This window comes from Kribbella polygonati, assembly GCF_050320105.1.
GTDB lineage: Bacteria > Actinomycetota > Actinomycetes > Propionibacteriales > Kribbellaceae > Kribbella.
The window spans coordinates 1,907,390-1,921,580 of sequence record NZ_CP190129.1 but is presented as its reverse complement, the minus strand read 5'-3'; the positions used below and the strand labels follow the sequence as shown (position 1 = coordinate 1,921,580).

Below are 14,191 nucleotides of genomic sequence, written 5' to 3'. Positions count from 1 at the left end.
TCTGTCACGCGGGCGGACGGGCGATCTGGAGCTGGGTCTCGGTGTCGGCGAAGCCCAGCGACCGGTAGATCCGGATCGCCAGATAGGCCGGGTCCGCCACCATCACCAGCTTCCGGGCCTGTGTCAGCCCGTACGTCGCCGCGTGGTGGACGAGGGTCCCGGCCAGACCGCGGCCGCGGTCCTCCGGCGAGGTCTGGACGTTCTGGAACCGGCCCAGGCCGCTGCCGTCGAAGATCAGGCCGAGCGAACTCTGCAGCCGGTCGCCGTCGAACGCGCCGAACCACTTGCCGTTCCCCGCGTCCACCACCTCACGTTTCGCCACCAGCTTGCGCCGGGTGAACTCCCGGTAGTCGTCGTCGACCGTCATCTCCGCGCAGGCCAGACTCTGGTGGTACACCTGCTCCCAGTCGTCGTCGCTGCTCAGGAAGCGGTACGTCGCCTGCTCGTTCGCGTGCGGCGGCGGGACCACCCGCTCGGCGGTCATCACCACGTTGGGCTCGATCTCGAACCCGGCCGCGGTCAGCTCGTCCACGGCGCCCGCGTCGCCGTCGGTGCTGTCGATGCCGAACGCAACATGTTTCGCGTCCGGGAACTCGCGCTGGAAGTCGGCCAGCCGGAGCTCGGTGTCGTCCGGCGCGAACGGCGTCCGGTAGAGCAGGTAGTTGCCCCACCAGAAGCCGGGGTTCTGCGGCGTGCGGACCACGACGTACTCGCCGGTGTCGCGGAACTCGCTGCCGCCGAGCTCGAGCAGCAGCAGGTCGGTACGGAAGCCGAGGCTGGTGATGTCCACACCGCCATCCAATCAGGTTTGACATGCAGCTTATTGGCTGCATATCTTGATCATGCAGCCGGACGGCTGCCTTTCTGGAGCGGGAGTGCTATGGACGACGACGTGTTCCGGGCGCTGGCCGACCCCAGCCGGCGGCGGCTGCTCGACCTGCTGAACGTGCGGAACGGGCAGACGCTGCGGGAGCTGTGCGCCGAGCTGGACATGGCCCGGCAGTCCGTGAGCAAGCACCTCGCCGTCCTGGAGAGCGCGAACCTCATCACCACTGTGTGGCGCGGGCGGGAGAAGTTGCACCACCTGAACGCCGAACCGATCAACGCGATCGCGGACCGGTGGATCCATCAGTACGACCGGCGGCGGGTGCAGTTGCTCGCCGACCTCAAGACCTCCTTGGAGACTCCTGTGAACGACTTCGTCTACACGACCTACATCCGGACGACCCCCGAGCGGCTCTGGCAGGCGCTCACCGATCCGGCCTTCACCGAGCAGTACTGGCAGCTCGGCTTCGAGACCGATTGGCAGCCCGGCTCGCCGATGGTGTGGCACCAGGGCGGCCTGGCGATCGCCGGACCGGGACAGGTGGTGCTCGAGCACACGCCGTACACGCGGCTGTCCTACGCCTGGCACCACGTCACGCCTGAGTTCGCCCAGCGGTACGACCTCGACGACGCGACGTACGAGCGGGCCGCCCAGGAGCCGTTGTCCACGGCAACCTTCGAGCTGGAGCCGGTCGACGACAAGGTGAAGCTGACCCTGATCCACAGCGGCTTCGAACCGGACAGCACGATCCGGACCATGATCCAGGACGGGTGGCCGGCGTTGCTCTCGGACCTGAAATCCTTGCTGGAGACCTCGGCTGGGGCGATCTCGGCTGCTACGGCAGCCCCGAGATCCGTACGCCGCACCTCGACGCGCTGGCCGCCCGCGGCGTACGGATGACCGACTGGTACTCGAACTCCCCCGTCTGCTCGCCGTCGCGGGCCGCGCTGCTGACCGGGCGGCATCCGGCGCACGCCGGGGTCGAGGCGATCCTCGGGGCGGCGCGCGACACCCACGGGCTGCCGCCGCAGGAGACGGTCGCGTCGGCGCTGTCGGGAGCGGGGTGGCGTACGGCGATCTTCGGCAAGTGGCATCTGGGGGTGGATGCCGCGTCGGCGCCGCTGCGGTTCGGGTTCGGCGAGCACTTCGGGTTCCGGGCCGGGTGCGTCGACTACTACTCGCACATCATGTACTGGGGAGTGCGGAATCCGCTGCACGACCTGTGGTCCGGTGATGAGGAGGTCTGGTGCAACGGGGAGTACCTGACCGATCTGATCACCGACCGGGCGGTGTCGTTCATCTCCGCTGTGGACGATCCGTTCCTTTGCTATGTCGCGTACAACGCGCCGCACTACCCGATGCACGCGCCGGCGGACGCGATGGCGCAGTACTCGCACCTGCCGTGGGACAGGCAGGTGATGGCGGCGATGATCACCCGGGTCGACGACGGGGTCGGGCGGATCGTCGCGGCACTCGAGGAGACCGGGCGGCTCGACGACACGATCATCTTCTTCTCGTCCGACAACGGCCCGTCAGCGGAGGACCGCAACTGGCTGGGCGGCGAGGAGATCGCGTACGCCGGCGGGTCGGCCGGAGGCCTTCGCGGGCACAAGGGCTCGCTGTACGAGGGCGGGATCCGCGTTCCCGGCATCTGGTCCTGGCCGGCCGGATTGCCTGCCGGCGTCGAGTGCTCGGAGCCCGCGGCGATGATGGACGTACTCCCCACCGTCCTCGCGGCCGCCGACGTACCGCTCCCACCAGCCGTCGACGGCACCGACCTCCTGCCTCTCCTGGTTGAAGGCACCGTCCCCGAACGAACCCTGGCCTGGGAATACGCGGGACAGCAGGCCATCCGCCGAGGCGCGTGGAAACTCCTCACCAACCCGTCCGACCGCCTAGGCACCCCCACCACTCCAGGCACCCACCTCTACAACCTCGCGGACGATCCGTCCGAGTCCCACGACCTCGCAACGACCCACGCAGACGTGCTCGCAGATCTCCTGCACGCGCAGGTGGCGTGGACCGATCAGTTGGAGAGTTGGAGAGCCTAGGGGCGTTTGTGGATGACCAGTGGGAGGACGGCGGCGGCGCCGGCTTCGCGGAGTTTGGCGGTGGCTACGGTGACCGGCCACTGGGATGAGGTGGCGTCCACCAGCAGGAGGACTGTTCGGTCGGTGACGGACTGGGCTGTGCCGGGATCTACGACGATGCCGTCCCGCCAGACCTTGGCCTCTTCGGCTGAGGACAAGTCGTCGGTGTAGCCGGTGCGGTTGACCGTCAGCTCGGTGCGGTCGAGGCGGCCGACTCCGGCGACGTGATCGGCGACCACCGACGTCAGGTCGGGGTGACCACCGGCAGCGAGTGGTACGACGACCTCCGGGCGGGACGACCACGAGCCGCGCCAACGGGACAGGGCGGCGACGGCGCCCGCCTTCAGCGCCTCCACGGCGTCGTGGGTCGGCGTACCGTTGAACGCCCCCTGCAACACCTCCCGCCATTCGGGCGCGTCGGCGTACACGATGATCCGGCCGGGCTCGGCGGACAACGCCGGCGGGATCTTCCCGCGGGCGCCGAACGCCCCGCCCGGCCACATCTTCCGCGGCTCCAGCACGTGCACCTCGCCACGCAGCAACCGCGTCACCGCCGCCACCGTCTCCGGATCCGGCTGTGACACCAGCGGCTCCGGCAGCTTCCCCAGGCACACCGAGCACCGCCCGCACGGCTCCGCCGACGGATCGTCCAGCGACTCCTGGAGCAGTTGCATCAGGCAACGGTCGCCGCGGGTGTAGGCGCGCATGATGTCGGCCTCGCGCCGGCGTACCGACACGATCCCGTCGTAGTGCGCGGCGTCGAACGTCCACTCGGCCCCGGTCCGCAACCAGCCACGCTCGACCCGCTCCACGACCCCGTCCACAGCCAGCTGCTTCAGCATCAACTCGACCCGCGTACGCCGCAGCCCCGTCTCCGCCTCCAGCGCCGGCACCGACGCGGGCTGATCCGGCCCGTAGCCCTCCAGCGCGCGCAACAGCCGCTGCACGTTCTCCGGCACCGGGATGGTCGCGGTCGCGAAGTAGTCCCACACACCCGAGTCCGCATCCGACGGCAGCAGCGCGACCACCGCGTGGTCGATCCCGCGCCCGGCACGCCCGACCTGCTGGTAGTACGACACCGGCGACGGCGGTGAACCCACATGGACGACGAACCCGAGGTCCGGCTTGTCGTACCCCATGCCCAACGCCGACGTCGCGATCAGCGCCTTCAATCGGTTGTCGCGCAACGCGTCCTCGAGGCTCTCCCGCTCCCCCGCCTCCAACTGCCCGGTGTACGCCGCCACCGGCACGTCTCGCCCGTGCACCTCCTGCACCACCGCGGCCAACCGCTGCGCATCCGCGACGGTCAGCGCGTACACGATCCCTGACCCCGGCAGCTGCGGCAGCACGTCGACCACCCACGCGAATCGGTCCAGCGGCGAAAGCGCGTCCACCACGGCAAGCTGCAGGCTCGACCGCGCCAGCGGACCGCGCAGTACCAGCGTCGACGCGCCGAGCTGCTTCGCGACGTCGTCCGTGACCCGCGAGTTCGCCGTCGCGGTCGTCGCCAGGACGGGCGTGTCAGGGTTGAGCTTCTGCAGCACGTCGGACACCCGGCGATAGTCGGGCCGGAAGTCGTGACCCCAGTCCGACACCGCGTGCGCCTCGTCGATCACGAGGAGGCCGATGTTGCCGGCGAGACCGTCCAGCACCCGGCGGCCGAAGCCCGGGTTGGCCAGGCGCTCCGGGGACACCAGCAGTACGTCGATGGCGCCCGTACGCAGGTCGTGCTCGATCTCGGACCAGGCGTCGATGTTGTTCGAGTTCAGGGTCGCGGCGCGGAGGCCGGCCCGGCTCGCGGCGCCGACCTGGTCGCGCATCAACGACAGCAGTGGCGACACCACCAGCGTCGGGCCGAAGCCTTCCGCCCGGCGGATCGCGGTCGCCGCCCAGTAGACCGCCGACTTGCCCCAACCGGTCGCCTGCACCACCAGCACCCGCGCCGCCGCCTCGCAGAGCGCCGCGACCGCGGTCTCCTGATCCGGCCGCAACCGCGCGGCGTCACCCGCGATCGCCCGGATCACGTCCCCGGCAACCTTCGCCCGGTCCTCGGTCAGCGTCACCATCGAGTCGGTCTCACCCATGCCGGAAACCCTAGACGCCCCCACCCCCAACCCGCTCGCCGCGACCACCCACCTGTGGACAACTCAGGCGCAGTGGGCGGGATGGCAGGGGGTGTTGTCAGAGGTGAGGAGGCGGCGGGGACCGGGGCCGGTGGTGGCCAGGGTGTCGTGGGGGTTGGCCAGGGCGCAGCGGTCGAGGGAGAGACAGCCGCAGCCGACGCAGTCCTTGAAGTCGTCGCGGAGTTGTTCCAGGTGCAGGATCCGCCGGTCGAGTTCGGCCTGCCAGCACTCCGAGATGCGCTCCCAGTCCGCGCGCGTCGGCGTCCGGTTCTCCGGCAGCAGCTTCAGGATCGCGGCCACCTCGGAGAGCGGGATGCCGACCCGCTGCGCGATCCGGATCAGCGCCACCCGCCGCAACGTGTCCCGCTTGTAGCGGCGCTGGTTCCCGGACGTACGGCGGCTCAGAATCAGCCCCTGGCGCTCGTAGAAGTGCAGCGCCGAGATCGCCACGCCACTGCGTTGCGACAGCTGCCCGACGGTCAGCTCACCCGGCTCGATGTCCATCGCCCTGCCCTCCAACCTCAACTTATATCGAGGCTAGCGGACAGGCTCAGGCGGTCACGACCCGGCGCCCGATACTCGCGGACATCAACGCCGCCCCGGCGCACAACCCACCGGCCAGGTACCACGCCAGGTTGTAGCTCCCCTGCGCGTCCCGGATCGCGCCCGCGCCGGTCGCGGCCAGCGCGGCACCCACCTGGTGCGACGCGAACACCCACCCGAACACGATCGGCCCGTCCTCCCCGAACCACTCCCGGCACAACGCCACCGTCGGCGGAACGGTCGCGACCCAGTCGAGCCCGTAGAAGATGATGAACACCCACGTACTCGGCGCGGCCGTCGGACCCAGCAGCGAAGGAAGCACCAACAGCGACAGCCCCCGCAGCGAGTAGTACGCGATCAACAGGTACCGCGGATCCCAACGGTCGGTCAGGTACCCGGAGAAGATCGTCCCGCCCACGTCGAACACACCCACCAGCGCCAGCAGTGACGCAGCGGTGGTCACAGGCATCCCATGGTCGTGCGCGGCGGTCACGAAGTGCGTGCCGACCAGCCCGTTGGTCGACGCCCCACAGATCGCGAACCCACCGGCGAGCAACCAGAACGCCGGCCGCCGGACAGCCATCCGCAACGCGTTCACCGCCCGTACGGCGCTACTCCCGGTCGCGACGACCCGCTGCCCCGCGGTACTGCCCTCCGGAGCCCCGTACGCACGAAGCCCAACGTCGCTCGGGAAGTCCCGCAGGAACAGAACCACGAGCGGTACGACGGCCAGCGCAGCACCGGCTGCTACCAGCGCAGGCACCCGCCACCCGTACCGCGCAGCCAGAGACGCAATGAGTGGCAAGAAGATCAACTGACCCGTCGCACCGGCCGCTGTGAGGATCCCGGTCACAAGACCGCGGCGATGTACGAACCAACGACCGGTAATGGTCGCCACGAACGTCATGGACATCGAGCCCGTGCCGACACCGACCAGCAGACCCCAGCAGAGCAACAGTTGCCACGACGCGGTCATGAAGACGGTCAGCCCGCTGCCCAACGCGATCAGCACGAGCGCCCCGGCGACAACCTTCCGCAACCCGAGCCGGTCCATCAGCGCGGCCGCGAACGGCGAGATGCCGCCGTACAGCAGCAAGTTGATCGACACCGCCGTCGAGATCGTCGCGTGCGACCAGCCGAACTCCTCGTGCAACGGGTCGAGCAGCACGCTCGGCACCGACCGGAAGCCGGCCGCCCCGATCAGCGTCACGAACCCGACCACCGCGACCGCCCAGGCCAGGTGCACCCGAGGGGCCTTCTTCGTCTCCAGAATCTGCGTCACCGGACCAGAGTGCCGGTTCGACGCTCATCGAACTAGTGGCCACATAGTCAACATGTGTCAAGATATGGCCATGAGTCGCCAGTCACCCTCGACGCCGCACGTGATCGCGGTGCTCGCGCTCGAACCGGTGGTCGGGTTCGACCTGACCATCCCGCCGACCGTGTTCGGCGCCGCGACCACGGCCGACGGCACCAAGCTGTACGACATCCGGATCTGCGGCCTCGGCGGACCGGTCCGCGCCGGCGCCGGGTTCACGCTCACACCGGACCACGGCCCCGAGGCCCTGGCGGCAGCCGACACCGTGATCGTCCCGGGCACCTACATCCACCAGCCACGGCATGAGGGCACACTGCCCGACGACCTCGCCGCCGCGCTCGCCACCATCCGGCCCGGCACCCGGATCGCCTCGATCTGCACCGGCGCGTTCGTCCTCGGCGCGGCCGGGTACCTCGACGACCGGCCGGCGACCACGCACTGGGAGCGCGCCGAGCTTTTCCGCACCGTCTATCCACAGGTGAAGCTCGACGAGGACCGGCTGTTCATCGACGACGGCGACGTCCTCACCTCGGCCGGTCTCGCCGCCGGGATCGACCTCTGCCTGCACCTGATCCGCCGCGACTTCGGCTCCGAGGTCGCGAACCGGGCCGCCCGGCACTGCGTGGTCGCACCCTGGCGCGACGGCGGCCAGTCCCAGTTCATCGAGCACGCCGTACCCGAGGAAGGCAGCGAGGGTACGTCGCCGACCCGGGCGTGGGCGTTGCGGCACCTGAACACCGAGATCAGCCTGTCCGCGATGGCGGCGTACGCGCAGATGAGCGTGCGGACGTTCAGCCGGCGCTTCAAGGCGGAGACCGGTCAGTCGCCGGGGACGTGGTTGCTGCAGCAGCGGGTGCGGCACGCGTGCCACCTGCTGGAGACGACCGACCTGTCCGTCGACCGGATCGCCGAGGAGGCCGGCCTCGGTACGGCGGCCTCCCTGCGACACCACCTGCGGTCGGAGCTCGGGGTGTCCCCGCTCGCCTACCGCAAGACGTTCCGGGCGGGCTAGACCTCGACCAGGTCGTGGGACTGCTTGTTCATCGGCTCCACGCCGTCCGCGGTGACGACGACGATGTCCTCGATCCGCGCACCCCAGCGGCCGGCCTGGTAGATGCCCGGCTCGACGCTGAACGCCATACCGGGCTCGAGCGGCAGGTCGTTGCCGGCGACGATGTACGGCTCCTCGTGCACGTCCAGCCCGATCCCGTGCCCGGTCCGGTGGATGAAGTAGTCGCCGAACCCGGCCGCCGCGATCACGTCCCGCGCCGCCGCGTCGATCGACTCCGCGGTCGCACCCGGCCGTACGGCGTCCACGGCGGCCTGCTGCGCCGCCTGCAGTACGGCGTACGTCGCGGCCACGTCGGCGTCCCGGGGCGTACCGACGGCGTACGTCCGGGTGGAGTCGGAGTTGTAGCCCTCGGCAACGGGTCCGCCGATGTCGACGACCACCACGTCACCGGCCTCGATCACCCGCTCGGACAGCGCGTGGTGCGGGCTGGCGCCGTTCGGGCCGCTGGCGACGATCACGAAGTCCGCCTCGGTGTGGCCCTCCGTGACGATCGCGGCGGCGATGTCAGCACCGACCTCGGCCTCGGTCCGGCCGGCCCGCAACCACTCGCCGACCCGGGCGTGCACGCGGTCGATCGCGGCGCCCGCCTTCCGGAGCGCGTCGATCTCGGCGGCGTCCTTGCGCATCCGGAGCTCGCGGACGATCGGGCCGGCCAGCACCTGCTCGGCCTTGGGCAGCGCGTCCCGGATCGCCAGCACGTGCAGGGCGGGCGTGAAGTCGCTGACCGCGACCGTGGCGGCGCCACCCAGCCGGTCGGCGGCCAGCTTGTACGGGTCGACGCCGTCCACCCAGGTCACCACCTCGACGCCCAGGTCCTCGAGCGGCAGGCCGTCGTACCCAGGAGCCTCGAGCTTCGGTACGACGAGCGCCGGGGCGCCGTCGGCCGGGATCAGCAGCGCGGTGAGGCGCTCGAACGAACCGCCCGGCTGACCGATCAGGTAGCGCAGGTCGGAGCCCGGCGCGATCACCAGGCCGGTGCCGGCCGCGGCCTCGCGGGCGCGGTCCAGGCGGGCACGGAGGACGGCGGCATCGGGAATCGGGGGAAGTGCTGAGCGACGGGCCATGGTCAGACTCTAAAACTGTCGGAAGGGCTTGCTACAACTGGGTTTCGCTTCAACCCCTGCTCGGCGAAAGGCACTTCGATGACACTGCACTTCGTGTCCCACGGCGACGGCGTCCCCGTGCTCGCGATCCACGGCTGGACACCGGACCACCGGCTGATGACCGGCTGTCTGGAGCCGATCTTCAGCGAGCTCACCGGATACCGCCGGCTCTATCCGGACCTCCCCGCGATGGGGCAGAGCCCGGCCGGCGACATCGACAGCTCGGACGGGATCATGGCGGCGCTGCGGGCGTTCATCGACGAGCAGATCGGCGACGAGCCGTTCCTCTTACTCGGCGAGTCGTACGGCGGGTACCTCGCGCGCGGCCTGGTCGCGGAGAGACCGGAGCAGGTCCGCGGGCTGGCGATGATCTGCGCGATCGGCGAGCTCCGGCACCAGGACCGGAAGCTGCCCGAGCACGTCGTGCTGCGGAGCGAGCCCGGTGTGCTCGAGTCGCTCGAGGAGGGCGAGGACTTCACCGACCTGGCGGTGGTGGAGACCGCGGCGGCGCTGGCGGCGTACCGCTCGGACGTGGCGCCGGGGCTGGAGATCGCCGACAAGGCGGCGATGGAGCGCATCCAGAAGAACTGGGCACTGACGATCGCGCCGGAGAGCGGCCCGCCGTACCTCGGACCGTCGCTGATCCTGTGCGGGCGGCAGGACGCGGTGACCGGGTTCGAGGACCTGTTCCCGTTGCTCCCCCACTATCCGCGGGCGACGTACGCCGTGCTGGACGTGGCCGGTCACAACCTGCAGATCGAGCAGCCGGAGCTGCTGCGCGCGTTCGTGAAGGAGTGGTTGCTCAGGGTGGGTTGAAGGCTCCCGCTGATGGCTACCAGCGGGTAATGTCAACGGCATGGTGGCTTCGAAGCGTCCTCCCGGGTGGCCGTTGCTCGTCGCGCTGACCAACGGGCGGGCCCGGATCTCCGACGAACGACTCGCGGCCGCGGTGCGCGGGAAGGTCGTCCTGGTCACGGGTTCGTCGTACGGGATCGGCGAGGCGACCGCCCGGCGGCTGGCCGCGGCCGGCGCGACCGTGCTGCTGGTCGCACGCACCGAGGACCAGCTGCGGGTGGTCGCCGACGAGATCCGGTCGGCCGGCGGCTCGGCGTACGTGTATCCGGCGAACCTGGCGGATCCGGCGGCCGTCGAGGAGCTGGTGCGGACGGTGCTGGCCGAGCACGGGCGGGTCGACGTACTCGTGAACAACGCGGGCAAATCGATCCGTCGGTCGATCGCGGACACGTACCAGCGGTTCCACGACATCGAGCGGACCAACGCGGTCAACTACCTCGGACCGGCCAAGCTCGTGCTCGAACTGCTGCCCTCGATGCGGGAACGGCGGTCCGGGCACATCGTCAACGTGTCCACGGCCGGAGTACGGACGCCGCCGATGGCGCGGTGGTCGGCGTACCTCGCGTCGAAGAGCGCGTTCGACGTGTGGCTGCGGTGCGTGGCGCAGGAGGTGCGCGGGGACGGGGTGACTACGTCCACCGTCTACATGGGGCTGGTGCATACCCGGATGAGTGAGCCGACGCCGTTGCTGAACAAGCTGCCCGGGTTGTCGCCGGAGCAGGCCGCCGACCAGGTGTGTACGGCGGTGGCGGAGCGGCCGCACAACATCACGCCGCCGTTCGTCCGCCCGGCCGATGCCGTGGGCAACCTTCTGCGGGTGCCGACGGATCGGCTGCTGGCGCAGTACTTCCGGCGTACGGGAGGCGGGAAGAAGCGATGATCCACCCGATCGGCCCCATCCGCCCGCCCGAGTGGCTGATGCAGGCCGCGGCCCGGCACGCACAAGGTGTACGCCCGCGCGCGGCCGAGGTCGGCGGGTTGCCGGTGGCGCTGATCAGGTCCGGCGTGTGGCGCTCGGCCGGGCCGGCGCAACTGGTGCGGATCGAGCGAGCACTCCGGACCTGGGGCCAGTCGATGGCGACCCTCGCCGCGGTCGCAGCCATCCGCTTCCCGGACCGGGCGGCGGTGATCTGCGGGGACCATCGGCTCACGTACGCCGAGCTCGACGCCCGGTGCGAGCGGATCGCGGCCGGCTTGCACGCCGACCACGGAATCGGTGCCGGCAGCAAGGTAGCCATCCTCTGCCGCAACCACCCTGGCTTCCTCGAAGCCACCCTGGCCGCCTCCCGCCTCGGCGCCGACATCCTCTTCCTCAACACAGAATTCGCCCCACCCCAACTCCGCACGGTCCTCGACCAACACCACCCCAACCTCCTCATCCACGACCCAGAATTCCCCCCACCCCCAGACATCCCCTCCATCCACTCCACCCCACCACCCCCAACACCCGACCCCACAGACGCGGCCCACAACCCACCCAGCCCGGACCACGACCCGACCAGCGCAGAGCACCACCCGCCCAGCCCGGACCACCACCCGCCCAGCGCAGTGCACCACCCGCCGAGCCCGGACCACGACCCGACCGGCACGGACCACCACCCGGCCAGCGCAGAGCACCACCCAGCCAGCGCAGTGCACCACACGACCAGCCCGGACCACGACCCGACCGGCACGGACCACCACCCGGCCAGCGCAGAGCACCACCCAGCCAGCCCGGAGCACCGATCGACCAGCGCGGACCACGGCCCAGCCGGCGCAGACCACCACCCACCCAGCGCAGAGCACCACCCGCCCAGCCCGGACCACGACCGGGCCAGCACGGACCAGGACCCGACCAGCACAGACCACGACCCGACCATCGCAGAACACCATCCGACCGGCACGGACCACCACCCGACCGGCACGGGGCACCGATCGACCGACCCCGATGCACGCGCTCACACAGAACACACGCCGGCCCAGCACACCCCGGCCCAGCACACCCCGGCCCAGCACACGTCGGCCCAGCACACGTCGGCCCAGCACACGTCGGCCCAGCACACGTCGGCCCAGCACACGTCGGCCCAGCACACGTCGGCCCAGCACACCCCCGTCGCACGGCCCGAGCCGGAGCATGCGGTGCTCACCAGCGCGGGTGACAGCAGCGCGGGTGACAGGCGCGCAGGTGACAGGCGCGCAGGTGACAGGCGCGCAGGTGAACGCGGTGCAGGCGACACCAGCGCAGGTGAGCGCGGCGTGGGTGACACCAGCGCGGGTGAGCGCGGCACAGGTGACAGCAGCGCGGGTCGCAGCAGCGCAGGTGAGCACAGCGCAGGTCAACGCGAAGCGGGTGACAGCGGAGCGGATGACAGTGGTGCGGGTTTGCTGGGCTCGGGGGTTGTGAGTCTGGACGACTTGGCGCGGAGTACTGCGCCGGAGGCGCCGGTTGGGGGGCGGGTTGGGCGGATCACCTTGCTGACTTCGGGGACTACGGGGGCGCCCAAGGGGGCTCCTCGGGTTACCGGGGCCTTGGGGTTGGCGGGGTTGACGGGGAGCGCGGTGCAGCGGTTCGGGGTTCGGGCTGGGGAGCCGATGGTGGTCGGGCCGCCGTTGTTCCATGGGGTCGGGTTGTTGATGTCGATGCTGGCGTTGTTCCTCGGGTCGCCGCTCGTGGTGCGGCCGCGGTTCGACGCTGCCACCTTGCTTGCTGACGTCGAGGCGACGCGGGCGGGGTCCGTGGTCGCGGTGCCGGTGATGTTACGGCGGCTGTTGGAGCTCGGACCGACGGAGACCGCGACGTACGACCTGCGTTCGCTCCGGGCGGTCATCTCCGGAGCCGCACAACTCGGCGCACCGTTGGCGGCGGAGTTCATCGAGCGATTCGGGCCGGTGTTGTGCGACGCGTACGGTTCCAGCGAGGTCGGCATCGCGACAATCGCCACCGCCGCAGACCTGGTCGAGGCGCCGGGCACCGTCGGTCGCCCGTGTCTCGGCAGTTCGATCCGCATCCTCGACGATCAGGACCACCCCGTGCCGGCCGGCACAACCGGACGGATCTTCGCCGGCGGCGGCCTGGTGTTCGGCGGGTACTCCGACGGTACGAACAAGACCGTCGTCGACGGCCGCATGAGCACCGGCGACCTCGGCCACCTCGACCCCACCGGCCGACTGTACGTCGACGGCCGCGAGGACGACATGATCGTGTCCGGCGGCGAGAACGTGTACCCGGTCGAGGTAGAACAATGCCTCGCCGCGCACCCCGCGGTCGCGGAAGCAGTCGTCACCGGCGTACCCGACGACGAGTTCGGCCAACGGCTCGTCGCGTACGTCGTACTCACCGCACCAGCCACCGAGGACGAACTCATCACCCACGTGAAGTCCAACCTCGCCCGCTACAAAACCCCACGCCAGGTCGTCATCCTCGACGAACTTCCCCGCAACGCCACCGGGAAGATCCTCCGCAACGGCCTCAGCCCGCCGTAAACAAGGTGTGGAACTGAGTCATGCGGTCCAGGGCGTCCTTCTCGTCGCCGAAGGACACGGCCAGGGTCTCCGCGCCTGCGGCGGTCAGCTCATGTGCCATTGCGACGACGGGAGCCGGATCGCCCGCCGACCAGTCAAGGCGCGTGCCGACCCGGACCGGCCGGTCGCCGTACGAGCGCAGGCGCGCGACCGCCGCCGCGAAGCCGGCGCCGTCCAGGCCGAGGCCCTGCCACTCGTCGCCGTAGCGGGCGGCCCGGCGCAGGGCGGGTCCCGTCGTACCGCCGATCATCAGTGGAAGCGGTGCGCGCAGTGCGGGCTCGAACACGCCACCCCGGTCCCGGCCCTCGAAGAGGTCGCGGATGACTGCCAGCGACTCGTCCGTACGTCGACCACGCTCCTCGAACACCGCGCCGACCGCGGCGAACTCCGCCTTCGCCCAGCCCGCGCCGACGCCGAGTACGAGCCGTTCGCCCGAGAGGCGGTGCAGCGTCGCGGCCTGCTTTGCCACGACGTACGGGTTGCGCAGCGGCAGTACGAGCACCGACGTACCGAACCGGATCCGGGTCGTCCGTGCGGCGAGGTAGCCGATCGTCACGAGCGGCTCGTAGACACCGCCGTACGTCGAGCCGAACTCGCCCGGTGGGAGAACGTGGTCGGGCAGCCAGGCCGTTCCGTAGCCGAGGTCCTCGGCCGCGATCGCCAGCTCGACGAGGCGTTCGGGTGGCATGGTGGCGGACTCGTCCGGGAGGACCACTTGGAGTTCGGGCACGGGACGAGCCTATGCGCGGCGGAGCGGCTC

General features: G+C 70.5%; 12 protein-coding genes. 6 read left to right on the top strand and 6 right to left on the bottom strand.

Annotated elements, in window-relative coordinates; all coding sequences use genetic code 11:
- Positions 1-4 precede the first annotated feature (4 nt).
- Entirely contained in the window at positions 5-790 is a 786-nt protein-coding gene (locus ACQHIV_RS09035) for a GNAT family N-acetyltransferase (RefSeq protein WP_427893018.1), read from the bottom strand.
- Between the two features lie 90 nt (positions 791-880).
- On the opposite strand from ACQHIV_RS09035, the gene ACQHIV_RS09030 reads away from it, so the two are divergent.
- Both ACQHIV_RS09030 and ACQHIV_RS09025 read left to right on the top strand, forming a co-directional pair.
- Positions 881-1,726, top strand: coding sequence for an ArsR/SmtB family transcription factor (locus ACQHIV_RS09030; protein ID WP_427893017.1), 846 nt, complete (start codon positions 881-883; stop codon positions 1,724-1,726).
- Complete coding sequence (locus ACQHIV_RS09025) at positions 1,624-2,877, top strand: sulfatase-like hydrolase/transferase (RefSeq protein WP_427896439.1); 1,254 nt, start codon at positions 1,624-1,626, stop codon at positions 2,875-2,877. Before ACQHIV_RS09030 ends, ACQHIV_RS09025 begins: the two co-directional genes overlap by 103 nt.
- Here ACQHIV_RS09025 and ACQHIV_RS09020 read toward each other — a convergent pair.
- The 3 genes from ACQHIV_RS09020 to ACQHIV_RS09010 form a co-directional block, all read right to left on the bottom strand.
- The gene (locus ACQHIV_RS09020) at positions 2,874-5,000 is read right to left on the bottom strand and encodes a RecQ family ATP-dependent DNA helicase (RefSeq protein WP_427893016.1); all 2,127 of its coding nucleotides are present in this window, start codon (positions 4,998-5,000) and stop codon (positions 2,874-2,876) included. The two genes, ACQHIV_RS09025 and ACQHIV_RS09020, sit on opposite strands and share 4 nt — an antisense overlap.
- A gap of 63 nt (positions 5,001-5,063) precedes the next feature.
- On the bottom strand, positions 5,064-5,543 hold the full coding sequence (soxR, locus tag ACQHIV_RS09015) for a redox-sensitive transcriptional activator SoxR (protein WP_427893015.1): 480 nt from the start codon (positions 5,541-5,543) through the stop codon (positions 5,064-5,066).
- Positions 5,544-5,589: 46 nt separating this feature from the next.
- Entirely contained in the window at positions 5,590-6,864 is a 1,275-nt protein-coding gene (locus ACQHIV_RS09010) for an MFS transporter (protein ID WP_427893014.1), read from the bottom strand.
- Positions 6,865-6,934: 70 nt separating this feature from the next.
- Between ACQHIV_RS09010 and ACQHIV_RS09005 the strand changes: the two genes are divergently transcribed.
- Positions 6,935-7,912: a GlxA family transcriptional regulator gene (locus tag ACQHIV_RS09005; protein WP_427893013.1), complete on the top strand. Its 978-nt coding sequence runs from the start codon at positions 6,935-6,937 to the stop codon at positions 7,910-7,912.
- Here the strand turns inward: ACQHIV_RS09005 and ACQHIV_RS09000 are convergent.
- Positions 7,909-9,036 (bottom strand): M24 family metallopeptidase, encoded by a 1,128-nt coding sequence (locus ACQHIV_RS09000; protein WP_427893012.1) that lies wholly within the window; start codon positions 9,034-9,036, stop codon positions 7,909-7,911. The genes ACQHIV_RS09005 and ACQHIV_RS09000 overlap by 4 nt on opposite strands.
- Before the next feature lie 78 nt (positions 9,037-9,114).
- Here ACQHIV_RS09000 and ACQHIV_RS08995 point away from each other — a divergent pair, with 78 nt between their 5' ends.
- The 3 genes from ACQHIV_RS08995 to ACQHIV_RS08985 are packed head-to-tail and all read left to right on the top strand — an operon-like array spanning position 9,115 to position 13,392.
- Complete coding sequence (locus tag ACQHIV_RS08995; protein WP_427893011.1) at positions 9,115-9,891, top strand: alpha/beta fold hydrolase; 777 nt, start codon at positions 9,115-9,117, stop codon at positions 9,889-9,891.
- Between the two features lie 40 nt (positions 9,892-9,931).
- Positions 9,932-10,810 carry an SDR family NAD(P)-dependent oxidoreductase gene (locus tag ACQHIV_RS08990; protein WP_427893010.1) on the top strand — a complete coding sequence of 293 codons (879 nt, stop codon included), beginning with the start codon at positions 9,932-9,934 and terminating at the stop codon, positions 10,808-10,810.
- The gene (locus tag ACQHIV_RS08985) at positions 10,807-13,392 is read left to right on the top strand and encodes an AMP-binding protein (RefSeq protein WP_427893009.1); all 2,586 of its coding nucleotides are present in this window, start codon (positions 10,807-10,809) and stop codon (positions 13,390-13,392) included. Before ACQHIV_RS08990 ends, ACQHIV_RS08985 begins: the two co-directional genes overlap by 4 nt.
- Here the strand turns inward: ACQHIV_RS08985 and ACQHIV_RS08980 are convergent.
- Positions 13,379-14,161 carry an LLM class flavin-dependent oxidoreductase gene (locus tag ACQHIV_RS08980; protein ID WP_427893008.1) on the bottom strand — a complete coding sequence of 261 codons (783 nt, stop codon included), beginning with the start codon at positions 14,159-14,161 and terminating at the stop codon, positions 13,379-13,381. The two genes, ACQHIV_RS08985 and ACQHIV_RS08980, sit on opposite strands and share 14 nt — an antisense overlap.
- Between the last annotated feature and the right edge of the window lie 30 nt (positions 14,162-14,191).

What these genes read in the sequence shown, in the direction of transcription:
- ACQHIV_RS09030 (WP_427893017.1), top strand. Translation starts at nt 881, where the DNA reads ATGGACGACGACGTGTTCCGGGCGCTGGCCGACCCCAGCCGGCGGCGG.
- ACQHIV_RS09020 (WP_427893016.1), bottom strand. Translation starts at nt 5,000, where the DNA reads ATGGGTGAGACCGACTCGATGGTGACGCTGACCGAGGACCGGGCGAAG.
- soxR (WP_427893015.1), bottom strand. Translation starts at nt 5,543, where the DNA reads ATGGACATCGAGCCGGGTGAGCTGACCGTCGGGCAGCTGTCGCAACGC.
- ACQHIV_RS09005 (WP_427893013.1), top strand. Translation starts at nt 6,935, where the DNA reads ATGAGTCGCCAGTCACCCTCGACGCCGCACGTGATCGCGGTGCTCGCG.
- ACQHIV_RS09000 (WP_427893012.1), bottom strand. Translation starts at nt 9,036, where the DNA reads ATGGCCCGTCGCTCAGCACTTCCCCCGATTCCCGATGCCGCCGTCCTC.
- ACQHIV_RS08995 (WP_427893011.1), top strand. Translation starts at nt 9,115, where the DNA reads ATGACACTGCACTTCGTGTCCCACGGCGACGGCGTCCCCGTGCTCGCG.
- ACQHIV_RS08990 (WP_427893010.1), top strand. Translation starts at nt 9,932, where the DNA reads ATGGTGGCTTCGAAGCGTCCTCCCGGGTGGCCGTTGCTCGTCGCGCTG.
- ACQHIV_RS08985 (WP_427893009.1), top strand. Translation starts at nt 10,807, where the DNA reads ATGATCCACCCGATCGGCCCCATCCGCCCGCCCGAGTGGCTGATGCAG.